23 protein-coding genes are annotated in these 24305 nt (G+C 59.4%); 17 read left to right on the top strand and 6 right to left on the bottom strand.

From position 1 onward, the window contains the following. Window positions 1–171 precede the first annotated feature (171 nt). The 4 genes from A7D21_RS06855 (at window position 172) to A7D21_RS36130 (ending at window position 2406) form a co-directional block, all read left to right on the top strand. Window positions 172–1209, top strand: a complete 1038-nt coding sequence (locus tag A7D21_RS06855; RefSeq protein WP_047531042.1) for an amidohydrolase family protein — start codon at window positions 172–174, stop codon at window positions 1207–1209. Further along, complete coding sequence (locus A7D21_RS36140) at window positions 1206–1454, top strand: hypothetical protein (protein WP_224788051.1); 249 nt, start codon at window positions 1206–1208, stop codon at window positions 1452–1454. Before A7D21_RS06855 ends, A7D21_RS36140 begins: the two co-directional genes overlap by 4 nt. A 125-nt stretch (window positions 1455–1579) precedes the next feature. Then, window positions 1580–2047, top strand: a complete 468-nt coding sequence (locus A7D21_RS36135; RefSeq protein ID WP_224788052.1) for a hypothetical protein — start codon at window positions 1580–1582, stop codon at window positions 2045–2047. Next, window positions 2032–2406: a hypothetical protein gene (locus tag A7D21_RS36130; protein WP_232243799.1), complete on the top strand. Its 375-nt coding sequence runs from the start codon at window positions 2032–2034 to the stop codon at window positions 2404–2406. The genes A7D21_RS36135 and A7D21_RS36130 overlap by 16 nt, the downstream gene beginning before the upstream one ends. Here A7D21_RS36130 and A7D21_RS06845 read toward each other — a convergent pair. Further along, window positions 2396–3280 carry a DMT family transporter gene (locus tag A7D21_RS06845; protein WP_047531040.1) on the bottom strand — a complete coding sequence of 295 codons (885 nt, stop codon included), beginning with the start codon at window positions 3278–3280 and terminating at the stop codon, window positions 2396–2398. The two genes, A7D21_RS36130 and A7D21_RS06845, sit on opposite strands and share 11 nt — an antisense overlap. 79 nt (window positions 3281–3359) lie before the next feature. Further along, window positions 3360–4205, bottom strand: a complete 846-nt coding sequence (locus A7D21_RS06840; RefSeq protein WP_069551312.1) for an SDR family oxidoreductase — start codon at window positions 4203–4205, stop codon at window positions 3360–3362. 420 nt (window positions 4206–4625) lie between these two features. On the opposite strand from A7D21_RS06840, the gene A7D21_RS06835 reads away from it, so the two are divergent. The 8 genes from A7D21_RS06835 (at window position 4626) to A7D21_RS06800 (ending at window position 15857) form a co-directional block, all read left to right on the top strand. Continuing rightward, complete coding sequence (locus A7D21_RS06835) at window positions 4626–6287, top strand: DUF1302 domain-containing protein (protein WP_047531036.1); 1662 nt, start codon at window positions 4626–4628, stop codon at window positions 6285–6287. Between the two features lie 30 nt (window positions 6288–6317). Beyond that, a complete protein-coding gene (locus A7D21_RS06830) occupies window positions 6318–7676 on the top strand; it encodes a DUF1329 domain-containing protein (protein WP_047531033.1) in 1359 nt (452 codons plus the stop codon). A gap of 95 nt (window positions 7677–7771) precedes the next feature. After that, the gene (locus A7D21_RS06825; RefSeq protein ID WP_047531031.1) at window positions 7772–8902 is read left to right on the top strand and encodes a YCF48-related protein; all 1131 of its coding nucleotides are present in this window, start codon (window positions 7772–7774) and stop codon (window positions 8900–8902) included. Between the two features lie 35 nt (window positions 8903–8937). Further along, window positions 8938–11469 carry an RND family transporter gene (locus A7D21_RS06820; protein ID WP_047531029.1) on the top strand — a complete coding sequence of 844 codons (2532 nt, stop codon included), beginning with the start codon at window positions 8938–8940 and terminating at the stop codon, window positions 11467–11469. 46 nt (window positions 11470–11515) lie between these two features. Further along, on the top strand, window positions 11516–12487 hold the full coding sequence (locus A7D21_RS06815) for a hypothetical protein (RefSeq protein ID WP_020300811.1): 972 nt from the start codon (window positions 11516–11518) through the stop codon (window positions 12485–12487). After that, window positions 12484–13302 (top strand): enoyl-CoA hydratase/isomerase family protein, encoded by an 819-nt coding sequence (locus A7D21_RS06810; RefSeq protein ID WP_047531027.1) that lies wholly within the window; start codon window positions 12484–12486, stop codon window positions 13300–13302. Before A7D21_RS06815 ends, A7D21_RS06810 begins: the two co-directional genes overlap by 4 nt. Before the next feature lie 30 nt (window positions 13303–13332). Then, window positions 13333–14154, top strand: coding sequence for an SDR family NAD(P)-dependent oxidoreductase (locus tag A7D21_RS06805; protein ID WP_047531025.1), 822 nt, complete (start codon window positions 13333–13335; stop codon window positions 14152–14154). Between the two features lie 98 nt (window positions 14155–14252). Next, window positions 14253–15857: an NAD(P)/FAD-dependent oxidoreductase gene (locus A7D21_RS06800; RefSeq protein ID WP_047531023.1), complete on the top strand. Its 1605-nt coding sequence runs from the start codon at window positions 14253–14255 to the stop codon at window positions 15855–15857. A 101-nt stretch (window positions 15858–15958) separates the two neighbouring features. On the opposite strand, the gene A7D21_RS06795 is transcribed toward A7D21_RS06800, so the two are convergent. Then, a complete protein-coding gene (locus tag A7D21_RS06795; protein ID WP_020300807.1) occupies window positions 15959–16624 on the bottom strand; it encodes a TetR/AcrR family transcriptional regulator in 666 nt (221 codons plus the stop codon). A gap of 182 nt (window positions 16625–16806) precedes the next feature. Here A7D21_RS06795 and A7D21_RS06790 point away from each other — a divergent pair, with 182 nt between their 5' ends. The 5 genes from A7D21_RS06790 (at window position 16807) to A7D21_RS06770 (ending at window position 21749) form a co-directional block, all read left to right on the top strand. Beyond that, window positions 16807–18084: a cytochrome P450 gene (locus tag A7D21_RS06790; RefSeq protein WP_171902596.1), complete on the top strand. Its 1278-nt coding sequence runs from the start codon at window positions 16807–16809 to the stop codon at window positions 18082–18084. Between the two features lie 51 nt (window positions 18085–18135). Further along, the gene (locus tag A7D21_RS06785) at window positions 18136–19167 is read left to right on the top strand and encodes a hypothetical protein (protein WP_047531019.1); all 1032 of its coding nucleotides are present in this window, start codon (window positions 18136–18138) and stop codon (window positions 19165–19167) included. An 85-nt stretch (window positions 19168–19252) separates the two neighbouring features. After that, window positions 19253–20041, top strand: a complete 789-nt coding sequence (locus A7D21_RS06780) for an SDR family NAD(P)-dependent oxidoreductase (protein ID WP_047531017.1) — start codon at window positions 19253–19255, stop codon at window positions 20039–20041. A gap of 32 nt (window positions 20042–20073) precedes the next feature. Further along, entirely contained in the window at window positions 20074–21375 is a 1302-nt protein-coding gene (locus A7D21_RS06775) for an MFS transporter (protein ID WP_047531015.1), read from the top strand. 23 nt (window positions 21376–21398) lie between these two features. Next, on the top strand, window positions 21399–21749 hold the full coding sequence (locus A7D21_RS06770) for a nuclear transport factor 2 family protein (RefSeq protein ID WP_047531013.1): 351 nt from the start codon (window positions 21399–21401) through the stop codon (window positions 21747–21749). 43 nt (window positions 21750–21792) lie between these two features. On the opposite strand, the gene A7D21_RS06765 is transcribed toward A7D21_RS06770, so the two are convergent. The 3 genes from A7D21_RS06765 to A7D21_RS06755 all read right to left on the bottom strand — a co-directional run bounded on the left by A7D21_RS06765 (window position 21793) and on the right by A7D21_RS06755 (window position 24289). Continuing rightward, complete coding sequence (locus A7D21_RS06765; protein WP_047531012.1) at window positions 21793–22626, bottom strand: oxidoreductase; 834 nt, start codon at window positions 22624–22626, stop codon at window positions 21793–21795. 86 nt (window positions 22627–22712) lie between these two features. After that, window positions 22713–23948: an NAD(P)/FAD-dependent oxidoreductase gene (locus tag A7D21_RS06760; RefSeq protein WP_047531010.1), complete on the bottom strand. Its 1236-nt coding sequence runs from the start codon at window positions 23946–23948 to the stop codon at window positions 22713–22715. Between the two features lie 20 nt (window positions 23949–23968). Continuing rightward, window positions 23969–24289, bottom strand: a complete 321-nt coding sequence (locus A7D21_RS06755) for a 2Fe-2S iron-sulfur cluster-binding protein (RefSeq protein ID WP_047531008.1) — start codon at window positions 24287–24289, stop codon at window positions 23969–23971. Between the last annotated feature and the right edge of the window lie 16 nt (window positions 24290–24305).

The raw sequence follows: 24305 nt of genomic DNA, 5'->3' as shown, positions 1-24305 counted from the left end.
CCTTTTTTTTGTGCGGATTTTATAAAAAGGTAGCCCTGCGACTCATATTTAAATGAACACATATTAGAAATGTGTTTATATTATTGGAGGCGCAGTTATCCCTTAAATTGATCCGAATGCCCTGCGAGCGGGTCGTTCGGTCTGCTGGCTAATTACAACAAGGAGAACGCCATGCTGATTGATGTCCACGCCCACTTGCTGACTGAGGGCATGCTGAACCGCCACGAGTTCTGGGGGCCATTCATGAAAGTGCAGGGGCTGACCGTGGGGCATTTTTCCCTCGGCACCAAGCAACCGGCCAAAGCCGCGACGGATGCCGAAGCGCAGGCCAATATCCTCGCGCGTATGAGCCACGCCAGCCGTCGCAAGCTAATGGCCGAGCGGGGTGTCGACAAACTGGTGATGTCCACGCCGTCTCACTGTTTTATGTATTGGGCGGGTGATTTCGCCAATGAATACGCGCGCATTTGCAACGACGAGTTGTCGGCATTTTGCCGGGCTGATCCCGACCACTTCGATTTCTGGTGCCACGCCAACCTTGCGGACCCGCAAAACGCTGCGAAGGAAATTGAACGCGCGGTGACTCAGTTGGGCGCCAAGGGTGTGTGCGTCGGCGGGGCCAACTTCAATGGTCTGGAGGCTCACGACGAACGCCTGTTCCCCGTCTGGGAAAAACTCACCCAGCTGGATGTACCGATCATGGTGCATGGCTTCAACCAGTCGATTTACTGGGGCGAAAAACACACCGACGACAAGTTCGAAACCACCTCCATCGTCGGTGACTGCGTCGATGAAACGCTGTTCTTCTGGTACCTGATCTGCGGCGGCGCACTGGATGTTTTCCCGACGTTGAAAACCTACATCACCCACGCCGGTGGCATGGCGGTATTCCAGTTGGGACGCCTGAGCGAACTGAACCGGGCCATGGCACCGGACTCGCGCAACCAGCGACCGTTGATGGATTACCTGCAGAACTTTTACTTCGACCTTGACGTTCATGCGCCCGGCTTGCGCCGCGGTGTCGCCGAGGTGGTCGGCGCGGAGCGTCTGTTGTACGGCACCAACTTTGGTGGTGCGTATGACCATGGCGATCTGACCGAAGGCATCGGCTTGTCCGCTGAAGACCGCGAGCGGATTCGCAGCGGTAACGCGATCGAACTGCTCAAGCTGAAGGTGCCGGCCAACGCTGGTCGGGTGCTGACGCCGTGACGGCTAGCCCGCTGGGGCGGCCATACCCGCAGTGTAGCGGGCGCCTGCCTCGGCAACTGGGCGAGGTCAATGCGACGTGGCTCACGCAGTTATTACAGCCGCGCTACCCAGGCATCGAGGTCTTGGCGTTGACCGTGGTCGAGGTCCGTAACGGCCACACCACCAAACTCCGCGCCAGACTCGAGTTGAACGAGGTCGGCCAGCGTGCGGGCATTCCGCCGCATGTGTGCCTGAAGTCGAACTGATCCGAGGGTTTCGAGAGCGGCGATATCTGTGAGCTGGAAGCGCGCTTTTATGGCCCGACGCGGCGCTGCCAGCCCTCTATTTCACCGACTGGGACGCCAATGGCGGTGCTCGTGGTGTGGTGGTGATGGAAGACCTCGGCCTGGCCGTCGGGCATTTCGGTCACAGCACCGATCGCCTCGGTATGGACGGGGTCGCCCGGGGGCTGGAGTCACTTGTGACGCTGCACGCGGCAACCTGGAACAGTCGGCAATTGCAGAGGCAAAGCTGGCTGCCACAGTCGATGGACAACCCGGTGGACAGCGACGGCCTGCTGCGCATGTACAACTACATCAAGGTCAATCTGCGCAAACCGGAATACCAGCAACTGTTGCCGACATGGATGTACGAGAAACCGGAGTTGTTCAGCCATGCCTTTGACGAACTGGCTGCCTTCGAACTGGAGCAGACGTCACCCGGCTGTATGATCCATGGGACTCCCATCAGGGCAACAGCTTTTTACGCAGCGACGGCCAGTGGGTCTGGATGGATTGGCAACTCGCCCGATACGGCCGGCCATGGCGCGACGTTACGTACTTCATGCTGGGTGCGCTGACCGTGGCGGAGCGTCGCGCCGATGCATGGCGCCTGTTAGAGGTGTACCGGGATAAACTGACCAGCCTCGGTGCCGAAGGCGTGCTGGGCCAGGACGCCGCCTGGGAGCAGTTGCGGCGTTGGCCGGTCTGGGGCATGCAGACCTGGATGTCGAACATGGATGACTGGGGACAGACCGGGTTACCGATGGTGGAGCGGTTTTTTGCCGCCGCCAAAGATTTCGATACCGTGCGTTTGCTCACCCACGGGCGCAAGCAGCGCCGCACGTCGACCCTGGGGCAGGGCGCCCGGCCGTTGACGCCAGCCTATCAGCACCTGTTGGAGGATGAGCAAGGCCAGCGCGTGTCGCTCAGGTCGTGATCCGAGCCAGCACCCGCGCGGGTTTCCACTGTGCCAATCCAATCCCCAGCAAAATCAATCCGCCACCCACGGCGTGGTACAGGTGCAAGGTTTCCCCAAGCAGCACAATCGCCAATACCGCGGTAAACAACGGCACTAGGTTCATCAAAACCGCGGTTTTCTCTCCGCCAAGGGTCTGCAGGCCGCGCATCCACAAACCGGGGGCCAACGCCGAGGCGAACAGGCCGGCGAACAGCACCAGCGGAATGTTCCTGGCGGTCAGGGCAATCGACGGTGCCAGTAAAAAGGGCGGCACCAGCAGCAAGGTGCCGCAGGCTATCTGTACATAAAGGCTTTCCCAGGTCGGCAGGGGAATCTGCCAGCGCTTCACCAGCACGCAGTACAGCGCGTACGACAGCGACGCCAGCAACATCAGCAGTTCGCCTTGGCCAACGCCATGCTGCCACAGCGAAGACAAGTCGCCGGCGGTCAGCAACCAGATCAGTCCGGCAAATGAAATCAGCGCGCCGACCAGCAGTGTCGCGGTCGGTCGCGTATTGAGCACCGGAAAGGCCAGGAGCACGGTCAGCAGCGGCATGGTCGCCAGAATCAGGCCCATGGAGGTGGCACTGATCGTGTGCGCTGCGAAGTAGGCTAACGATTGGTACAGCGACATGCCGAGCAGCCCCAGCACCCCGAGCTTTGGCAGGTGCGGCCGAATCTGCCGACGCAAGCGCCAGACCCTGGGCAACAACACCGGCGATAACACCAGCAACGCGATCAGCCAGCGATAGAAGGAAATGGCTGCCGGGTCGATCACCCCGACCGACAGGCGATTGACCACCGTACTGGCAGCCCAGATCAGTGTGGCGAGGACAGGTATCAGCAGATTCATCGAGGACGCGCCAACGTTGAGGGCGCGCAGAGCGCACCAGGACTGCTGCCGCGTTCACGGCAGTCAGTGAATGCTCGCGTTATTCGCTGGCAGCGTTTCGTGCCGCGATGGCCACGGCGAAATCCCGCTTGAGGGTCGGGAAGTAAGCAATCTGGCCGCCCATACCGCCGGCAATGTCGATCGAGGCCGCGCTGATAAAACTGGCATATTCGCTGGCTAGGAAAAGTGCCATGCCCGCCACGTCTTCTGGCTTGCCGTAGCGCCCGAGCGGCACGACTTTCATCACCATGGCATCGAACTCCTCACGACTGACACCCGGCCCCATTTCCTTGTAGTGACGGTCCCATTGGCCGGTGTCGATCCAGCCCATGTTCAGGCTGTTGACCAGGATGTTGTCCTTGGGCAGCGACATGCCCAAAGAGCGGGAGAGGGCGATGCACGATGCGCGGTTGATCACCGAAGGAATGCCGTCGGGCGTAGGAATCGCGCCGGCGAGGGCATTGATTTCGATGATTCGCCCCCAGCGCTGTTCGCGCATGAACGGCACCACGGCCTGGACGAAACGGAAGTGGCCCATCTGCAGAATGTTGGCGTGTTCGAGGATGACCTCGGGTGTCAGGGTATCGAGATTGCCGCCACGACCTTGACCGGCGTTGTTCACCAGCACATCGACACCGCCCCAGGCGTGTGCAACTTCCGCCACGAAAGCTTTGACACCATTACTGTCGGTGACGTCGACCGCACGGGCTATGACCGCCTGGGCATGCTGCGAGAGCTCCTCTCCGGCTTCGCGGACGGCTGACTCGCTGCGGGCGCAAATCGCTACGCGCGCCCCTTCCGCCGCGAACGCCCGGGCGATGGCCAGGCCGATGCCCCGGGACGCGCCCGTAATGATTACGCGCTTGCCACTCAAATCAATGTTCATGCTGGCTCCTGTTGTTTTTTTTCTGCCGGTTCAACTGCCGTTTTTCATGCCGGACACGCCGAATTCAAGGGGTGTGTCGGAGCTATTGAAAGCCCAAAGGTGAAAAGCGTCAAAGATTATTTGAACGTTTATGTATTTTGTGTGCAGTATTTAGCCTGGCATCGCCCCTGGCCGAAACTTCCCTCCAGGGAAACGGGTTAGAAATTCTGTATATAGAATTGAAATCTTTATGTGGAATTGTTGGCTCTGATCCGTTACGGTGGCTTTCAGCTGAGGAGGAAAGTGGTCCTGGAGCGTGCCAGGCCTCTTGAGCGGACTGTCCAGGCGAGACTTGCAACGATCCTGTAGGGTTTGCAGATCGTTGCAATGACTGCTTGAACGCACATAACGACTGAACAATAAAAATAAAAGGTAGTGTGTATGAAACAGAAGACCAAGCAGGGTCGGCGGGTGCTGACTCAAGGTGCGCTGACACTGTTGATGGTTGGCAGTGCACAGGGTTTGATGGCGGCCTCGTTCGACATGTCGAACCCAGACTACCGCGTGCGTTGGGACAATACGGTCCGTTACAACCTGGGTATGCGGACCGACAGTCAAGACCACCGCATCATGAATACGCCGAACTACGACGAGTCGGACGGGAAGTTCGATAAAGGCGATATTGTTACAAATCGTCTCGATCTGTTCAGTGAATTCGACTTTTCCTACCTGAACGACTGGGGTGCACGACTCAGTGCTGCCGCCTGGTTTGACCAGGCGTACCACGACGATACGGTGAGCAGTAACATCCCGGGTTACGCCACCAGCTATCACAACAACAAGTACAGCAGTGAAGTCGATCGCTACATGAACGGGCCTTCGGGCGAGATTCTCGATGCGTTCGTCTGGCGCAACTTCAACATCGGCGACACGCCGGTCAACGTGAAAGTCGGTCGCCATACCAACTACTGGGGTGAAGGCCTGCTCTTTGGCGCGCACGCCGTGTCTTACTCTCAAGCTCCGAGCGATGGCGTTAAAGCCTCCACCAGCCCGGGTATCGAAACCAAGGAAGTGTTCCTGCCTGTCGGGCAAGTGTCGGCCAAGGCGCAAGTTACCGACCGACTCTCGGTAGCTGCTCAATACTTCTATGAGTGGGAGCCAACCCGTATCCCTTTTGGTGGCACCTATTTCGGCGGCGCCGACCCACTGTTCGAAGGTCCGGACCAGCTGCCGCTGGCCGCCAACGGCGCCACCCTGCAGCGTCAGGATTCGCGCTTCGGTCGTGACGGCAAGAACTGGGGTGTGATGGGCAAACTCAACGTCGAAGAAATCGAATCGACCTTCGGCGCCTACTACCGTCAGTTCGACGACTACCAGCCTTGGCTGGCTCCGCAGGTCAAAGCGGCATTGGGTTCCTATCGCGTGGTTTACCCACGTGGCGTGAAGCTCGCGGGCCTCAGCTTCGCCCGGGTCTTCAATACCGTGGCGGTGGGTTCCGAGCTGTCCTACCGCATGGGCGGCGCGTTGAACGCCACCGGTGTCAGCGCTCTGGATGATGAAGGTCCTCGCGGTGACACGATCCACTTTATTGCCAACGCCGTTTACGGCGTGCCACGTAACTTCATTTCGGATAACGCCACGCTGGTCGGTGAATTCGCCTACAGCCATTTGCAACGCGTGACGGAACATGAAGAACTGTACAAGGGCGTCGGTACGGCGGCCTGCACCAATGGCAGAACCCCGGGCATTCCAGATTCGGGCAGCGAGTCCGATGGCTGTTCGTCGAAGAACTACTACGCCGTTGCCGTGAACTACACGCCACAGTACATTTCGATCTTTCCGTCCTGGGACCTGGATGTTCCGTTGACCGTTAACTACGGTCTGCATGGCAACGCGCCCACGGCGGGTGGCGGGAACGAAGGCGCGCTGTCTTACTCGATCGGGCTGAAAGCTACCTACGCTCAACTCTATGAGTTCGGGCTGCGTTACGCCGACACCAAGGCACAACCCAAGAATCTGGCGAACGGCACCGTGGCCGGTAACGGCCCAGTGGGTGGTACCGACCGCGGGTGGCTGGCGTTTACCTTCAAGACCTCCTTCTGACAAATACAACAAGAATCGGAGAATGTGTTCATGAAACGACAACTTGCCCTATCCATTGCCCTGATGAGCATGGCCACCTACACCCTGGCAGCCGGTGACGCTTCGGAGCTGGGTAAAACGCTTACCCCGTTCGGGGCGATCAAGGCGGGGAACGCCGAGGGCACCATTCCGGCCTATGACGGCGGACTGACCAAGGCACCGGCCGGCTTCGTACCGGACAGCGGGTTCTGGGTCGACCCGTTCAAGGATGAAAAACCACTGTTTCGCATTGATGCGAAAAACGTCGACCAGTACGCGGACAAACTCAGTGAAGGGCAAAAGACCCTGATCAAGAAGTACCCGACCTATTACATCGACATTTACCCGAGCCACCGTACGACGGCCTATCCCCAGGCCGTACTCGATGCCACCGTGCGTAATGGCAGCAGCTGCCAGATCCAGAAAGACGGCCTGGCGGTCGATCCGTCCTGCCGTGGCGGCTTGCCGTTCCCGATCCCGAAGACCGGCAACGAAGTGATGTGGAACCAACAGGTGCGCTACAAGATAGGCACCGGCTACTCGACCACGTCTTCGTCCAATAGCTGGGTAGTCGACGCCAACGGCTCGATCACCAAGACCGCCGAACAGGCGACGTTCGAAGAAACTCCGTACTACCAGGTGACTCAAACGGATCGCGATCCGCTGATGTATGCACGGGTGTTCTCACGCAATGACTATCCGGCCCGGCGCTCCGGTGAAGTGGTGGTGCTCACTGACTTCCTCGATCCGTTGGCAAAGGCCCGTCGTTCGTTCAGTTATTCCCCAGGCCAGCGCCGGGTAAAACTGGCACCGGAATTTGCATTCGATACACCCGTGGCCAGCCAGGGCGGTGTGACGTTGTTCGACGAACTGCAAATGTTCTCCGGCAGCCAGGACCGCTTTGACTACAAGCTGGTTGGTCGCAAGGAAATGTACATCCCCTACAACGCTTACAAATTCTACTTTGGCGTCGGTAAGCAGGAAGATCAGTTCATGCCGCACCACGCCAACCCGGCGAACGAGCGTTGGGAGCTGCACCGGGTGTGGGTCGTGGAAGCGACGTTGAAGCCGGGCATGCGCCACGTCTACAGCAAACGCACTTACTACCTGGATGAAGATACTTTCGGCATCGGCCTGTATGACGCCTGGGACAAGAGCGGCGCGCTGTATCGCTCGATCTTCCTCAGCGGCGTCCAGCTCTACGACAAAAACATTCCCTACAACGTGAAAAACGTCGTGTATGACTTCAACAAAGGCATGTACGCGCTGCTCAACGATGGTTTGAAAGGCGGCTACAAGTTCATCGACAAACCACTCTCCGAGCGTGACATGAATCCTGAAGCCATTGTGGCTCGGGTCACCCAGCGCTGATGTGATTTCACCTGTCCTGCCTGCCGGTTTGCGCATCAAGCCGGGCAGGCAGAACAGGTGGGTTTGCCACGCGGGATGGTTAAGGAATAAAAATAATGACTAGCCCTTGCCCTGCTTCTTTTCTTCTTTCTACTTCGCGCCTGCTCCTGGCTGTCGCGTTGACGGTCGGCGCGAGCTCATTGCTGACGACGCCTGCCTACAGCGCCGTCGCGTTGTCGGCCGATTCGCTCGACGTGCCGGCGCAGCGGGTCGATGAACACCTGCCCGCACCTTTGCTGTCGGTCGCCACGGCAGGCAACACGATGATCGGCGTCGGCCTGCACGGGTTGATCCAGCGCTCCACCGATGAAGGCCGCACCTGGCAACAGGTCGCTAGCCCGGTGTCTAGCGATCTGGTGCAAGTACGGTTTCGCGGCGAGCGTGATGGCTGGATCGTCGGTCACGATGCGGTGGTCATGCACACCACCGATGGCGGTGACAGCTGGCAAGTGCAACTCGACGGGCGCCGCCTGTTGACCTTGCTTAACGCTTACTACGGCCCTCGCGCTGAACAAGGCGATGAAGTCGCCGCCCAGATGCTCAAGGAAGTAGCGATGGCCGCCAGTACCTCGGCGACGCCGGACGTATTGGCCGCACCCTTTCTCGATGTGATGTTCGATGAGCACGGCAACGGATTTGCAGTGGGTGCCTTCGGCATGTTGTTGCACAGCACGGATGACGGCCAGAACTGGCAGCCGTGGACCGAGCGCAGTGACAACGATCGGCGCATGCACCTGTATGGCCTGGCGGAACATGCGGGCATTTTTTACATCGGCGGTGAGCAGGGTCTGCTGCTGCGGCTGGATGGTCAGCAACAACGTTTCGTGAAAATCGATACGCCCTACACCGGCACTTACTTTGGCGTCCGCGCCTTCGACGGTCTGCTGCTGGCGTACGGACTGCGCGGCAACCTGTTTGCCAGCCGTGATGACGGCCAGCAATGGCAGCCTGTGGCAACCAATCTCAATAGCAGCCTGGTCAGCATTGTCGAGCAGGGTGATGCCTTGATCGTCGTGAGCCAGGGTGGGCAACTGGTCAGTGTTGACCGGCAGAGTTTGCAGGTCACCCCGCTGGCAGATGCGCGGGTAGGCGAGGTGTATGCAGCCAGTGCCACCAAACAGGCTGGGAGCCTGCTTGTCACGCGCTTCAGCGGCGCCAAGGTCATCGATATCGCCCAGGCCAACTAAAGCCCTCGGCACGATTCCCCTACGAGAAAGAAAAAATGGTCGAGCAAAAATTCAACAGCGGGATGCCAGTGATTGCCAACCTGGAGGACTTTGACAAAAACTCCGGTGGCTGGTTTGAACGGGTCATATTCCGTCATCGCATGGTGGTTGTCGTTGCCTGCTTGCTCGCCACCGTGGTGTTGGGCTTCTTTGCTACAAGGCTTCAGGTGAATGCCAGCTTCGAGAAAATGATTCCCAGCTCCAGCCCGTACATCAAGAATTACCTGGCCTATAAAAACCAGTTGCCAGGCCTGGGTAACAGCATTCGCGTCGTGGTGGAAAACAAATCCGGTGATATCTACGACGCCGACTATCTGCTGGCGCTGCAAAAGGTCAACGACACCCTGTACCTGATTCCGGGAATCGACCGTTCCTGGATGAAATCGCTGTGGATGCCCATCGTTCGCTGGAAAGAAGTGACGGAGGAGGGCATTGATGGCGGTGCGGTCATGCCATCGGATTACGACGGCAGCGACAAGTCGATCAAGGCCTTGCGCCGCAACATCATGCGCTCCGGGATCATTGGCAACCTGGTGGCTAACGACGGCCAGTCGAGCATGATCGTCGCGCCGCTGCTCGATACCAATCCGCAGACCGGACAACCCCTGGATTACGGTGATTTTTCCAAGCAACTGGAAGCGCAGATTCGCTCGCTGGAAAGTGACAAGGTTGGCATCCACATTGTCGGTTTCAGCAAGCTGGTGGGCGACCTGATCGACGGCCTGTATTCGGTCATGCTGTTCTTTGGCGCATCGGTGCTGATCGCCGGATTGTTCGTCTATTTCTATACCCGCTGCCTGCGCAGCACGTTGCTGCTGGTGAGCGTGGCGGTGGCGGGGGTGGTGTGGCTGCTGGGTTTGATGCAAATCCTCGGCTACGAGCTGGACCCTTACTCGATCCTGGTGCCGTTCCTGATTTTTGCCATCGGGATTTCCCATGGCACGCAAAAAATGAACGGCATTCTTCAGGACATTGGCCGTGGCACCCATAAATACATCGCTGCACGCTATACCTTCCGCCGTTTGTTTCTCACAGGCCTGACTGCGCTCCTGACCAATATCGTTGGTTTTGCCGTGCTGGTGATCATTGATATTCCGGTGATTCGCGACCTGGCCCTGACCACCAGCATCGGTGTCGCCGTGCTGATTTTCACCAAACTGCTGCTGATTCCGGTGGCGCTGTCGTACCTGGGCGTCAGTAAGAAAGCCGCGCGTATCGCCATCGCCAAAGATCAGGCCGGCGCAGAAAACCGGGGTTTTCTCGGGCGTCTGTGGAGCGGCCTGGATCGCTTCACGGAACGGCCGATGGCCACGGCGGTGATTGCCGTATCGCTGGTGGTGACGCTGATTGGCAGCGTGGTGATGATGCATCTCAAGGTGGGCGACCTCGATCCCGGTGCGCCGGAGTTGCGTGCGGATTCGCGCTATAACCGCGATAACGCCTACATCACTAGTCACTACGGACTTTCCAGTGACCAGTTCGTGGTCATCATGAAGACCAATGAAGACAGTTGCCGTCTATACCAGTCGTTGCAAAGCATGGACAAACTGGCCTGGCGGCTGCGCCAGACGCCCGGTGTACAGACGACCCAGTCGCTGGCCGAAACCGTGCGGATGATCAGCTCCGGCATGGCGGAAGGCAGCCCGAAATGGCTGAGCATAAGCCGTGACCAGGCGATCACCAACTCGGCGGTGGACGCGGCGATGATTTCTGCTCCGGGGATCACCAACCAGCAGTGCTCGGTCACTCCATTGATCGCCTATCTGGCCGATCACAAAGCCGACACCCTGAGCCGGGTATTGAAGGTCTCTGAAGAATTCGCCAAGGAAAACAACACGGTCGCTGGCGCTGAACAGCCTGTGGAGTTCCTCCTGGCTGCGGGTAACGCCGGGATCGAAGCTGCCACTAACATTGAGGTAGAGAAGGGCATCATCACCATGTACCTGGCCGTGTATGGCGCTACGGCCTTGCTCTGCCTGCTGACCTTCCGCAGTTGGCGCGCAACCCTGGTGGCGCTGATTCCTTTGCTGATGACCACGATCATCTGCAAGGCGCTGATGGTCTGGTTGGGGATCGGCCTGAAAGTAGCCACCTTGCCAGTGATCGCCGTGGGTGTCGGTGTCGGCGTGGACTACGCGCTGTATCTACTCAGTGTGCAACTGGCGGTGCAGGAACGTGGCGGTAGCCTGGCGGTTGCGTATCGCCGCTCGCTGGACTTCACCGGTCGTGTCGTTGCCCTCGTTGGCCTGACCATGGCCGCCGGGGTGATTACCTGGGCCTGGTCGCCGATCAAGTTCCAGGCGGACATGGGCATTCTGCTGACCTTCATGTTCCTGTGGAACATGCTCGGTGCGCTGGTGCTGATCCCGGCACTCTCGCATTACCTGCTCAACCCGAAAGGCAACTCCAAGGCCGGCGTGACCCTCGATCTGGAGGACGCGCGCGCGCAACAGGAACCGCGCAAACCCGCGGCCAGCGCACCTACACCCCTATTGACCGAGCTCGCCTTACCCCGGCGTGTCCGCTGACTAATAGCCGGGCACAGACCTGGCTGGCAACTGCAAGGAGAGAACAATGTTCGAGTTATTGATGAGTGCCGACATGATGGTTCCGGACCCGGACGGCATGACGGAAATGTTGGTCGACAAGCTCGGCATCTACAAACACGAACGCTGGCGCCAGGCGTTCGATAATCACCCGTACATTGCGCATTTCCTGCGGGTACACAAATCCCTCGCGGTGTCGCCTACGCGCATCGAACCGCAGTGGCACCTGGATCGGCCGAACCCCGGTGATCCGTTGTTCCATGACTTTCTGGAAAGCCTGAAAGATTTCCAGGGGCATCATCGGCCGATGATCACGCACTCCATCGTGCTGGCCCTGCACGGGGACAAGTTCGACGCGCTGGTAGACAAACTGATGCGTCGTCGCTTGCCGTTCCGCATGGCGCAGCGCACCCCGGAAATGCCGTTCGACCGTTTGTGGCTGGGTGCTACTCCCGAGCAACCGTATTACCAACCCACTGTGGATGGCGGTTTGTGCATTGAGATCATGCCCACCGAGCCTTTGCAGATGCCGCCGGAAACCTATCAGTTGCCACCGATGCAGCCGCGTGATCTCAAGCCCGGCGACATGGTCCGCGTCACCGCCCGTGGCTTCCTGGTACGCGACCTCGATGAAACCCTGCGTAAGGTCTCGACCAACCTCGACTGGGAACCGAGCGGGCCGGTCGAGAGCATCGGCAGCGAAGGTTACCGCCGTGCGCGTATGGGTTTCACCGTGCCGAACAGTGCCACCCTCGATGTGCTCGAGGCGACCTACTGGAACACCGACGCCGGCCACTACGTCAATAACTGGGGGCCGGGTCCGTACTACATCCGCATCGGTGTCAACGATCTGGCTGCCAAGGCCGAGGATCTGCGGTCACGCGGCACGCGGTTCCAGTGGATCGAATCCTCAGAGGCCGTCGGCGGCCGTGCGTTGATCAAGATCGACCCACAAGAACTCAATGGCCAGGTCTTCGAGTTCGAGGAGTGCCCTGTATGAGCACAGCGCAAAAACCGCAGTCTCCCGTGCTGATCAACGATGCGGTGCGCCTTGAGCGTGATGCCATGGTGGGTTGGGTGGTACTGACCCGGCCCCGGCAGATCAACGCCATCAACGACGATATTCGTCAGGGCGTGCCGCAAGCACTGGCGCTGTTGCAGCAAGACCCGGACATTCGCGTGATCGTGATTCGCGGGGAAGGTGAGCGAGGCTTTTGTGCGGGTGCTGATATCAAGGAGCGCCGTGGCCCGGAATCGAGCCTGCAAGTGCGGCAGCGCATGGAACAGGTGCGCTGGATCGAAGCGCTGGATGGCATCAGCAAACCGGTGATCGCTGCCATTCATGGTTATTGCATGGGCGGTGGGTTGGAACTGGTGCTGGCGTGTGACATCCGCTTCGCCGCGCCCGATGCCGTGTTCGCCCTGCCGGAAACCGGCCTGGGGCTGATTCCCGGCGGCGGTGGTACGCAACGGCTTTCCCGAGTGGTTGCACCGGGCCAGGCGTTGGACATGTTGCTCACTGGAGACCGGGTGGGCGCCGAACAAGCGCAGCGCATTGGCCTGGTCAGTCGCTTGGCCAGTGACAATGCCAGCCTGGTGGACGAAGTGCGAGCCTTTGCTCAGCGCATCGCCAGCAAACCACCCACCGCGTCGGCTTTTGTCAAACAAGCGGCTCGGGCGGCACTGGACATGGACCTCAAGCGTGGCCTGGATCTGGAGCTTGATCTGTTCGCCTTGCTGGCCCCGACCAAGGATGCCCGAGAGGCAGCCCAGGCGTTCAGCGAGCGGCGCGAACCGCGGTTTACCGGCGAGTAAAGCGCCACCCAAAACAATAAGGAATAGAACATGAGCACAGGAAAACTGGCAGGGCGAGTGGCCATTATTACCGGCTCCGGTGGCGGCCTGGGCGCTGAGTGCGCACGGGTGCTGGCGTCGCATGGTGCAAGTATTGCGGTGGTCGATATCAATTTCGAGGGGGCCACAGCCGTGGCCCAATCACTCCTCGCCGAGGGTCATCAAGCCTTGGCAATCGCCACTGACGTGTCCTCGGAAGACGCCGTGCGGGCGATGGTTGCTCAGGTTAAACAGCATTTTGGCCGTATCGACATTCTGCACAACAACGCGGCGATCCTGAACGCCGAGCAACGTCAGCTGGACCGCGATTTTGTCAACCTCGACATGCAGGCCTGGGACCGGGCCATCGCCGTCAACCTGCGCGGCGCAGTGCTGTGCACCAAACATGTGATTCCGGTCATGCTGGAGAGCGGCAAGGGCTCGATTATCTTCGCCACTTCGGGTCTGGGCATGCAGGGCGATATGTCCCTGACCGGCTACGCCACCTCCAAGGCGGGGCTGATGATGCTGCCGCGCATGGTCGCCTCGCAATACGGCAAACAAGGCATTCGCGGCAACGCCGTGCAGATCGGCCTGGCGCCTTCGGAACACGCCATGCCTGAACCCTTGCTCGACATCCTGCGCGACAACCACTGCACTGCCGAGCTGGGCACGCCTCGGCAGATTGCCGATGTGGTGGCGTTCCTGGCCAGTGACGAATCCTCCTTCGTCACCGGCACCACGCTGGTCGCCGACGGCGGTTTCAGCAGCCACACCCCCTCCCTGGTGGCGATGCGCGCGCTGTTTGCGCAGATGGGTCGCACCGGCATGTAACCCTTGCCCGGCGCACCCTGTGCGGTGCGCCGCGGTTGATCTTTGCCGCCATAGCCGCCGCGTGCCGCTGTGGTTGAACTTCGACTTGGAATTAATTGATGAACCAGAACCAAAATGCGAGCACTACGGATTTTGATGTGATCATCGTCGGCGGTGGCACCAATGGCCTTTCGGCTGGCTGCTACCTGGGCCTGGAAGGCAAGAAGGTGCTGGTTCTGGAGGCATTGGACAAGGTCGGCGGGATGGCCTCCTCGGGTTACCTGATACCCGAAGCGCCGCAGCATCTGGTTCATCCCTGTGCCCTGGACATGATGTCGATGCGCGTGCATTCCCATGTACCAGCGGAACTGGGACTTGATCGACACGGTTTCAAATCGATAGAGCTTGCGCCGGGGTATGTGTACTTGCACCCGGATGGGCAATCGCTGATCTTCTGGCGCGATCGCGAGAAAACCGCCGCCGAGATCCGCCGGTTCAGCAGCAAGGATGCCGAGGCGTTTCTGCAGTTCATGAAAGTCATCGACATGTTCCTCGATATCGCGCTGCCGATGATGCGTGTCGACCCGGCCAAAACGAACCTCGGCGTGAAGCTGAAAATGCTTGGCACCGCGATCAAACACAAAGCCTTGAAACCCGAATTGATGGCGCTGATGACGGGCTCTGCATTGCAGGCGGCGCGTGAGCGCTTCGAACACCCGCTGACCATTTCCGCAATGTGCGCACTCACTGGCCTGGCGGGGGACATCAGCGCCGATGGCGGTGGCATCTATTACGCCTTGCTTGGTTTCCTCCATCGTTTTGGCGTGGGCCGGGTATTGGGTGGCATGCAGCAGTTGAGCAATGCCATGCAGGCTCGACTGGAAGAGCTGGGCGGGCAAGTGCTGGTGTCGGCCAGCGTCAGTGAAATCGTTGCCAGGGACGGTCTGATCAAAGGCGTGAAACTGGCGGATGGTCGTCAGTTCACCGCACGGGCAGTCATTGCTGGCTGCCACCCCAAGCCGGCGCTGGATATGGTTACCCCCGGCGAGATTCCCAAACACCTGTTGACCCGCATCGCCATGGCGCCGGCCAACGGCAAAGGCTCGGGGCCACTAAAGATAGATGTTGCCTTGCGTGGGCAGATTTCTGTGCCACGTTTCGCTGCCATTCGCGGCGATGGCGTGGATTTGCGTAAAACCGTCATGCTGATCGGCACCGAAGAAGCCGTGCTGGAAAACTTCGCCGCCTGCGCCCGTGGCGAAGTACCGAAATTGCCCTATATCACCGTCGCCGCTCCGAGTTCGGCTGACCCTTCACAAGCGCCAGCCGGGCAGGATGTGTTGTACATCTATCCGCCGGTGATGCCGGTAAATCCCAATGAAGGTTGGGACGCGCTGCGTGAGCGGGTGGCTGATCAGGTACAGGAACAGCTGTATGACTACATCGATGGGATCGAGGGGCAGGTGATTGGCCGACACATCGAGGCGGCTCCGGATTTTACTGCGCGCTTGAACACGGTGAATGGCTGCGTGGTGCATATCGACACCACCTCGATGCGCTCGAGCACCATGCGCCCGGCGTACGGTTTGGGCGGCGATACCTTGCCTGTGGCGGGGTTGTATCTGGGCAGTGCCGGTATTCATCCGGGCGGCGGGGTCAATGGCATGGCCGGGCGCTTGGCGGCCAAGCGGGTGAGCAAGTATTTGCGTAAAAAGGCTGACTGAAGCGGGTCGCTGATTCCAAGCCCAACAGAGAACCCACTGTGGGAGCGAGCAGGCTCGCTCCCACAGGGAAAGCTTATTGGGCGAGAGTGTGTGAACGGTGCTTAAACGCCGTCGACGTTTTTTTCTGCCCCCAGCGAAATACTCGCCAGCACAAAATCCGCCGAGTACTGCCGCCACGTGGCCATGCCTTGCTCCGAGTCCGTATCCAGCCCGGCAAGCGCCGACATCGAATAGCGGTTGGTAAACCAGCCAGTAGTCACCAGCGAAGCGCTGGCCAACAACAGGCGCGGGTTGATGTCTGCGCGAAAATCACCACTGGCCGCCCCCCGCAACAGAATCGCATCGAGCTTGGCAATCAGCTTCGGTGCCATTTCCAGAAAGTGGTTACGCGGCGTTTCGTGGGTGTCATGGTAGCGAATGCCTTCCAGCGCCAGGCTGCCGAGGAAGGGGTCCAGACGGTACTGGTCGAAAAAATGGTTGAGCACGGCGCGCATCGCCACTGGCGGTGAAAGCTCTTCGACATTGAGATTGACCAGCTCGGACATGATGTTGTCCGAGGATTCATCCAGTACCGCTACAAACAGGCCTTCCTTGGAGTTGTAGTAGTGGTAGACCAGCTGCTTGGTGACGCCGGCTTCCCGGGCAATTTCTTCCACTCGCGCACCAGCCAGGCCTTTTCTGGCGAACTCCACGCGCGCTGCCGCGAGCAGGCGATTCATCGTATTGCGTTTGCCCTGTTCGCCACCTTCTCCTGCCTTTACCGCCACCTCGTCCTCCTCATGCCAGTTTTGGCCAGGTTATTCACACCTTGAAGCATTTCCCCGGGGGCCTTCGTTTGACCCCGAGTCAAACGAAGCGGACTACCGGGGCAGACACAACCACATACCATGGGTTGGCAGCCGGGTAATCTTGGTGTGCAAGAAGAATAAAAACAAGACAGGAGCTCCTGATGAGCAACGAAAGCGCAGCACTGGACCTGGCAACCGCATACTCCGCTGTGTCGGAAATGTATCGCGGCACCGACCTGGATATTCACGCGGTGTGCCGCGAGCAACGGTTGAAATCGCCCATCTATGAAGGCGACTTCATCACCCAGTTTGGCGTGCCGACCAATGCCGGCACCCAGCAGGGCACTCGCCCGACCTTCGCCTTGTTCAAATACCAGGATGTAATGACTGTTCTGCGCGACGGTGCGACCTATACCAGCGGTTTTATTGCCGAAGGTCTTGGAGCGTTTTTCGATGGTTTGATCATTCTTGCCATGGACGGTGACGAGCACCGCAAGGTGCGCGCCTTGCTGCAACCGGCCTTTATGCCGGAGACCGTGAACAAGTGGCGCCCCCAGATCGATCAAGTGATTCGCGAGGAGTACATCCAGCCGATGTTGCCGGCGAAGAAGGCCGACTTGATGAAGTTTGGCCTCGAGCTGCCGATTCGCGTCATGTACGCTTTGATGGGCTTCCCCTCGGATGAGCCCTCCAAGTACAAGCAATACGCTGCGTGGGCCTTGGCCATTGTCGGCGGCAACCAGATTGACCCGAGCAAAATGGTTGAAGCGCGACGTCAGGCCGGCATCGCCGTCAAAGGTCTGTACGACGCGCTTGCCGAGGTGGTGGTGCAACGTCGTGCAGAGGGCAGCCAAGGCGATGATGTAGTCGGGCGTTTGCTGCGCGCGGAGTACGAAGGGCGCACGCTGGATGACCACGAGGTGATCACCTTCACTCGCTCGCTGTTGCCAGCCGCGGGCGAAACCACCACGCGCATGTTCGGCTCGGTGATGACCTTGCTGCTCACCACGCCCGGGTTACTGGACCGAGTCAAGGCCGACCGCTCGCTGATCGGCAAGCTGATGGACGAAACCACGCGCTTTGAACCAGTGGCCACCTTCAAGGTGCGCGAAACCGCCAGGGAAGTGGAATTTCACGGCGTGAAAATCCCCAAGGGTTCGTTCGTCCAATGCATGGTGGTGTCCGCCAACCGCGACGAAGACTCCTTTGAAAACCCCGATGTATTCGACATTGATCGCAAGCCAAAACCCTCCTTTGGTTTCGGCTTCGGCCCGCACATGTGCATCGGTCAGTTCGTTGCCAAGGTGGAGATCAGCTGCGCGGTCAACGCGATCCTCGATCTGTTCCCAAACTTGCGCCTCGACCCGAGCGAGCCTGTGCCGCTGATAGGCGGTGCGCAACTGCGCGGCGTGTCCAAGCTCCCGGTGATCTGGGACTGAACCAGGCTGAAAATCCGTTTCCAGGCCTCAACAAAAACAACAGAGGGCATTATGAGAACGTTTAAAACCATTCCAGAACGCGGTGATTTCGGCTTCCAACAATTGGTTGGGCCGCACCAGGTCACAGGCGCGTCGATGTCATCGGAACGCGGCTTCTTCGGCCTGCACCTGAGCAAGAGTTCGCCGTTCGGATCTGTGCGCGATGAGCAAGGCAATATCTATTCCTTCGTCCGCTCGCTGATGGCGCCCAACGGCACACCGAACCCGACCAAGTTCTTTTACCTGAACAATCACGTCGATAACGTCAACCTGCGCATGGACCACGAAAAAATGGCCCGCCAGGCGCTGACACCGCTGCCGGTGCACAGCCTGGAAGGCGATGTCGCGCGCTGGGCCAGCCAACCGGGTGAAGCCGGCAACGGCTGGGAAATCACTGCTAGCAGCGAACGGCTGACCTGGAAAGAAGAAGGCCTGTTTCACCTCGAAGGGCGTCTGCTCGGTCCGGGACTGCAGTGGTATTTACCCGGCGTGGAATGGGGCACCTTCTACGTTTCGCAGTTGTGGGACATCGCCGGTGTCTGTGAGGGGCGTCCGGTCAAGGGCGCCATGGCACTGGACCAGTTCTACATGGCCGAAGGCGGCGCCATTCACTTCAAGAAAGACCTGGTGGTGAACAACAACAAGCATGTGATCTGGTGGTCCTTTGTCACCGTTTATAAAGACGGCACCTGGGATACCGGCTCTTTCATGGTCGGTCACGACCATTTGGGCTACGCCATTTTCAACAATGAGAAAGGCGAGGTTCGGGTCACCACCGATATCGAAGGACAAACCGAACACAAGGACGGCAGCTACTTCCTGAAGTCCGCGAAAATCGTGCTGGAAGGCAAGGAAGAGTGGGAGTTTTTGCCTGATGAGAAGGGCGAGATGATCGACTTCGTCGGCGGCTTCCCGATCACGGCGCAGCAGGAAGGGCGCTGGCGTCGGGTTGGCGATACCCGCGAGCCTTCGCACTGGCTGGGCTGGGGCGAATCGGACCGGCGTAACGGCTCGGCCCGCAACGTTCCAGGCAAGGACCTGTAATCAGCCGGGTGCGCCGGGTTGCGATCATTATCCGGCGCATACGCTGCATCAGTAGCCTCTCTAATAACAACAATGAGGAATCACGATGAAATTCCGTGACAAAGTCGTGCTGGTCACTGGTGCCGGCCGAGGCATGGGCCGCGCCATTGCCCTGGCCTATGCCCGAGAAGGCGCCAAGGTGGTGGTGTCGGCACGCACCGCTCGATACGGTGAAGAAACGATCGCACAGATCAAGGCCCTGGGTGCGCAAGCCTGCCTGGTCGGTGGCGACATCGCCGACCGCGAGGCGATCAAGTCAATGGTGCAAGGTGGTGTAGAGCACTTTGGTGGCCTGGACATCGTGGTGCATTGCGCCGCCGATACTAGTCACGGGCTGATCGCCGAAATGGCCGATGACACTTTTGATCACATCGTTCGCAGCAATATTCAATCGTTGTTCTGGTTGGCCAAGGACTGCGCACCTTATCTGTCGAAAGCCGCCGACAAAGGCCGGCTGATTTTCATCTCGTCCGGCGAAGCCAACCGCAAATACACCCCTCGACTGATTGCCTATGGTTCCAGCAAAGCCTTCATGAATGCCTTCGCCCGTGGCCTGGCGGTGGAATTCGGCGCCATGAATATTCTGGTCAACGTCGTCGAGCCCGGACTGATCGGCACTGACCACATGCTCGAAACCCTTGGCAATGAACTGCCGCATAAACTCGCTGCACATTTCCCGGTAGGGCGTCTGGGCGAGTCCGCCGACATTGCCAACGCCGTACTGTTTCTGACCTCCAACGAGGCTTCCTATATCACTGGCACCTCGTTGCTGGTGGATGGCGGCGCCACCATGATCGCGTTGCCCAAGGTCGAAGAAATCCTCAAGGGCCATTAATCAAGTCGCACGTCCGCGATGGGAGTCAGGTCATGACATCGGATACACGCAGTAGCAACACCACGGCCCACGCTGGCAATGATTTTACCGAGTTCAAGCGCGGCTGGCGCGTGGTTGTGTTAGGCCTGTTTGGCATCTGCACCAGCATTACCGCTGCGTTGCTGTACGCCTTCGGCACCCTGGTGATTCCGCTGGAACAGGCGTTCGGCTGGAGCCGGGGCGACTTGCAAGCCTCCATCACCTTTCTCTTCGCCGGGGTGGCGATTTCCACGCAACTGGTCGGCTGGCTGTACCGTCGCTTCGGCCTGCGCCGGGTGGCGATTGTTTCGATCGTGCTGCAGATCGTCGGTTACTTTGCGATCACGCGGATTCAGGGTTCGATCGGCTGGTTGTACCTGGCGTTTTTCAGCATGCCGATCATCTGTGCCGGCACCATTGCGATCACCTGGACGCAATTGGTCAACCTTTGGTTCGAGCGTAACCGTGGACTGGCGCTGGCCGTGATTTTGTGTGGCACCGGGCTGATGGCAATGATTCTGCCACCCCTGTTGTCGCGGCTGATTGCCGCCTACGGTTGGCAAGCCGGGTTTATTGCATTGGGCGCAATGCCTTTGCTGTTTACGCTGCCCTTGTCATTGATGTGGCTGCGCATGCCGGCGCTGCTCGCCAGTCCTGACGCGACAACGCAGAAGGAACTTCCGGAGCTGTCCGGCATGTCCTTCAAACAAGCATTGCGCTCAGGCATGTACTGGGGCTTTAACGTCGCGTTGATATTGTCGGTGTCGTTGACCGTCGGCATGGTCACCAACATGGTGCCGATGCTGCAAAGCAAGGGCCTGAGTGCGCAGCAAGCCAGCCAGATCTTCAGCACCTTTGGTATTTCCATCATCGGCGGGCGTTTGTTGGTGGGTTATCTGCTGGACCGCTATTCACCTTCGGTGGTGGCCGCCGTGAGCCTGGCGCTACCCGCATTGGGCTGCGCGATCTTTCTCTTTGGCGGGGCGCAGAACACACCGTTGCTGGTGCTGGCGACCCTGTGCATCGGCGCCAGTGCCGGAGCTGAGTTCGATCTGGCGGCATTCCTGATGGCGCGCTATTTCGGCTTGAAGGACTACGCGCGGATATTTGGTCTGCACCTGTGCCTGATCACCATTGTTTCCGGTCTGGTGCCCATGCTGTTCGGCCATCTTTATGACCTGTACGGCAGCTATTCCGCCGTGCTGGTGTGCTGTTTCTGCTGCGCCATTATCGGCCCGACCATTCTGCTGTGGTTGAGGATGGAGCTAAGTTTCCTCGCCCGTCAGCAAAACCTCCAGCTACGACCACATGCCTGAACCCACTTGAGGATGAACGTGAAATGAGCATGGACAAACACACCATCGAGCACTTTCTGCACGGGCAGATCGACTGCTGGAACCGAGGCGATAAAGAGGGCTTTTTCGCTCACTATCGCAGCGTCTCGCCCAACGGCTTGAGTATCGAATACGTCGGCAAGCCGCAGGCTGATGCATGGCAGGTGCTGGAAGGCATGTGGGCGCAGCAGCAAACCAGGGTTCGCGTCGAGGTGCGCCAGTGCATCGTCAATGGCAATGAAGCGGCGTGCCATCACCTGAACGCCTTTCGTGAGCAGGAAGGTGGCATCGAAACGATCGAGTTGTATCGGTTCGAAGATGGAAAGTTGTCCGTACGTTACTTCATCAACCAGTAATCGTTGCGCACAGCCTCGTCAGAAAGGCTGTGCGCGTCGGCGCCTAGACGCCATCGGTGGAATGGGACAACTGCTGCCATTGCTCGATTTCCGCGAGCATCCTGTTGAGCTTGTCGCTGACCTGCTGATAAGCGTCGGAGCCCGCCAGATAACGCAACGGTGGATGTTCGCTGTTGGCCAGGTGCACCAGCGCATCGCCCAGTTTCGCCGGGTTGCCGGTTTGCTGATGGTTGTAGGCGGCCGAAGCGCTTTTGACCTTGGCGGTGAATGCAGCGTAATCCTCCAGCCCGCGGGTACCGAAGACCGCGGAGCTGGGGTCGAGAAAGTCCGTACGGAAAACCCCGGGCTCCACCAGCGTGACCTTGATGCCGAACTGCGTCACTTCCTGGGCCAGGGATTCGGAAAAACCTTCCACGGCAAACTTGGATGCGCAGTACAACGCCGCACCGCCCATCCCGACCATGCCCCCCATTGAAGACACGTTGAACACCCGGCCGCTGCGTTGCTGACGCATGACAGGCAGCACGGCGCGGCAGACGTTGAACACACCAAACACATTGGTCGCGAATTGCTGGGCGGCGTCGCTGGCGAAATTGTCTTCAAACGGCGCCAGTTGGCCATAACCGGCGTTGTTGACCAGCACATCGATTCGTCCAAAACGCGCGACGGCAGTCTCTACGGCGGCAAGCGCCTGGGCTTCGTCGGTCACATCCAGGGCCACTGCCATAACGCGCTCACCGTACTCGGCGAAGACGTTTTCAAGCGGTTCGATACGCCGGCCGCTGACCACCACACGGTCACCGTCGGCCAACGCGGCTTTGGCGATCGCAGCACCCAAGCCTCGGGCCGCACCGGTAATAAACCAGACTTTGTTCATTGCATCGCTCCAGTCGTTGTGCAAAAAAAATGCCGCGTCAGCTTTGAGGCGGGCGCGGCAGCGGGCGTGAAAGATCAGTGCGACGCTCAGTCGCGGTTGGCCGCTTCCCAAGCTTTCAGATCGAACCCGTCAGTGGCGGCTTCGACTGCCGTCAGCTTGGGCGCGCGAGCGAGAATCTTGCGCGCCGCCATGTGATCGCCCATGCGATTACAGGACTCCACGGCCACCAGACGGTCATTGCGGAAGCACAGCACGGACGCTTGATGTTCTTCGACTGAACCGAGCACGACGGTACTGTCATAGCCATGGGAGAGTCCGGCGATCTGCAGTTTCAAGTTGCCTTGGTCGGTCCAGAACCAGGGGAGGGCGCTATAAGGCGCTGGTTTGCCCATCAAGCGTGCAGCCACTGCGCGGCCCTGGTCGATGGCGTTCTGCACCGACTCGAGGCGGGTGTGTAACTCATTGTTTTGCAGGCATGGGAAGCTGGCGACATCCCCCACTGCGGAAATTTGCGGGTCAGAGGTCAGCAGACTGGCGTCCACCTTGATGCCGTTCTCGATGTCCAGACCGGCTTCAGTCGCCAGTTGTGCATTGGGGATCACACCGATACCAAACACCACCAGGTCAGCTGGGAGCGCACGTCCATCACCGGTTTGCACCGCGCACACATTGCCGTTGTCGCCGTCGATGCGGCTCAAGCCTTGGCGAAAGTCAAAATGCACACCCCAGGCTTCATGTGCCTGGCCAAACAGCTCGGACATCTCCCGCGAAACGGCGCGGGCCATGGGACGCTCGCCCAGCTCCAGTACGTGCACGTTAGCCCCTAGGGCAGCGGCCACTGCCGCGAACTCGAGGCCGATAAACCCGGCACCAATCACCACCACGTTGCGCGCTTCTTTAGCCAGCGGCGCCAGCGAGTCGGCATCGGCTTTGGTTTTGATACCGAACACTTGCGGCAGCTCTGCGCCAGGAACCGGCAGGGGGCGGTTGTGCGCGCCGGTCGCCAGCACCAAATGGTCGTAACTGACGGCAGCACCCGAGGCCAATATCACGCGTCGGTTCAGGCGGTCGATCGCGGTTGCCTGGTCATGCAGCAGTTCAATGCGCTGGGTGGTGTAGAAATCCGCAGGACGAAACAGCAGATTGGTCGCCTGAATCTTGCCGAGCAGATAGGCCTTGGACAATGGCGGGCGCTGGTAGGGCAGGCCTGGCTCATCGCCGATCAGGGTGATGCGCCCGTCAAAGCCTTCCTGACGCAGGGAGGCAGCGACCTGAAATCCGGCCTGGCCAGCACCGACGATAACGACTGAGGCGAGGGTCATGGGAGCTCCTTCAAGCGCATTCAGAATTGCGACGACGGCAGGTGCAGAACCATGCCGTCCATGTCTTCGCTGATGATCATTTGACAGCTCAAGCGGCTGCTGTCACGGCGCTCGAAAGCGTACTCGAGCATGTCGTTCTCCATGCCTTCCGCCGCTTGCACTTTGCCCAGCCAGGCATCGTCAATGTAGGTGTGGCAGGTGGCACAACTGCATGCACCACCGCAGTCCGCAGAAATACCCGGCACCGAGGCGAAGGTCGCGGCTTGCATCACTGATTGGCCGATGTCGCCTTTGACCTGATGGGCGGTGCCGTTGTGTTCAATAAACGTCAATGTGGGCATGTTCTGCTCCGATCTT

Source organism: Pseudomonas sp. AP19 (genome assembly GCF_001728855.1).
Classification (GTDB): domain Bacteria; phylum Pseudomonadota; class Gammaproteobacteria; order Pseudomonadales; family Pseudomonadaceae; genus Aquipseudomonas; species Aquipseudomonas fluorescens.
The sequence above is the reverse complement of the archived record's forward strand: the minus strand, read 5'-3'. Positions and strand labels throughout refer to the sequence as shown.

What these genes read in the sequence shown, in the direction of transcription:
- A7D21_RS36130 (WP_232243799.1), top strand. Translation starts at nt 2,032, where the DNA reads ATGCTGGGTGCGCTGACCGTGGCGGAGCGTCGCGCCGATGCATGGCGC.
- A7D21_RS06785 (WP_047531019.1), top strand. Translation starts at nt 18,136, where the DNA reads ATGAGAACGTTTAAAACCATTCCAGAACGCGGTGATTTCGGCTTCCAA.
- A7D21_RS06815 (WP_020300811.1), top strand. Translation starts at nt 11,516, where the DNA reads ATGTTCGAGTTATTGATGAGTGCCGACATGATGGTTCCGGACCCGGAC.
- A7D21_RS06830 (WP_047531033.1), top strand. Translation starts at nt 6,318, where the DNA reads ATGAAACGACAACTTGCCCTATCCATTGCCCTGATGAGCATGGCCACC.
- A7D21_RS06755 (WP_047531008.1), bottom strand. Translation starts at nt 24,289, where the DNA reads ATGCCCACATTGACGTTTATTGAACACAACGGCACCGCCCATCAGGTC.
- A7D21_RS06770 (WP_047531013.1), top strand. Translation starts at nt 21,399, where the DNA reads ATGAGCATGGACAAACACACCATCGAGCACTTTCTGCACGGGCAGATC.
- A7D21_RS06800 (WP_047531023.1), top strand. Translation starts at nt 14,253, where the DNA reads ATGAACCAGAACCAAAATGCGAGCACTACGGATTTTGATGTGATCATC.
- A7D21_RS06760 (WP_047531010.1), bottom strand. Translation starts at nt 23,948, where the DNA reads ATGACCCTCGCCTCAGTCGTTATCGTCGGTGCTGGCCAGGCCGGATTT.
- A7D21_RS06780 (WP_047531017.1), top strand. Translation starts at nt 19,253, where the DNA reads ATGAAATTCCGTGACAAAGTCGTGCTGGTCACTGGTGCCGGCCGAGGC.
- A7D21_RS06790 (WP_171902596.1), top strand. Translation starts at nt 16,807, where the DNA reads ATGAGCAACGAAAGCGCAGCACTGGACCTGGCAACCGCATACTCCGCT.
- A7D21_RS06805 (WP_047531025.1), top strand. Translation starts at nt 13,333, where the DNA reads ATGAGCACAGGAAAACTGGCAGGGCGAGTGGCCATTATTACCGGCTCC.
- A7D21_RS06810 (WP_047531027.1), top strand. Translation starts at nt 12,484, where the DNA reads ATGAGCACAGCGCAAAAACCGCAGTCTCCCGTGCTGATCAACGATGCG.
- A7D21_RS06775 (WP_047531015.1), top strand. Translation starts at nt 20,074, where the DNA reads ATGACATCGGATACACGCAGTAGCAACACCACGGCCCACGCTGGCAAT.
- A7D21_RS06840 (WP_069551312.1), bottom strand. Translation starts at nt 4,205, where the DNA reads ATGAACATTGATTTGAGTGGCAAGCGCGTAATCATTACGGGCGCGTCC.
- A7D21_RS06835 (WP_047531036.1), top strand. Translation starts at nt 4,626, where the DNA reads ATGAAACAGAAGACCAAGCAGGGTCGGCGGGTGCTGACTCAAGGTGCG.
- A7D21_RS06825 (WP_047531031.1), top strand. Translation starts at nt 7,772, where the DNA reads ATGACTAGCCCTTGCCCTGCTTCTTTTCTTCTTTCTACTTCGCGCCTG.
- A7D21_RS06820 (WP_047531029.1), top strand. Translation starts at nt 8,938, where the DNA reads ATGGTCGAGCAAAAATTCAACAGCGGGATGCCAGTGATTGCCAACCTG.
- A7D21_RS06845 (WP_047531040.1), bottom strand. Translation starts at nt 3,280, where the DNA reads ATGAATCTGCTGATACCTGTCCTCGCCACACTGATCTGGGCTGCCAGT.
- A7D21_RS06765 (WP_047531012.1), bottom strand. Translation starts at nt 22,626, where the DNA reads ATGAACAAAGTCTGGTTTATTACCGGTGCGGCCCGAGGCTTGGGTGCT.
- A7D21_RS36135 (WP_224788052.1), top strand. Translation starts at nt 1,580, where the DNA reads ATGGAAGACCTCGGCCTGGCCGTCGGGCATTTCGGTCACAGCACCGAT.
- A7D21_RS06855 (WP_047531042.1), top strand. Translation starts at nt 172, where the DNA reads ATGCTGATTGATGTCCACGCCCACTTGCTGACTGAGGGCATGCTGAAC.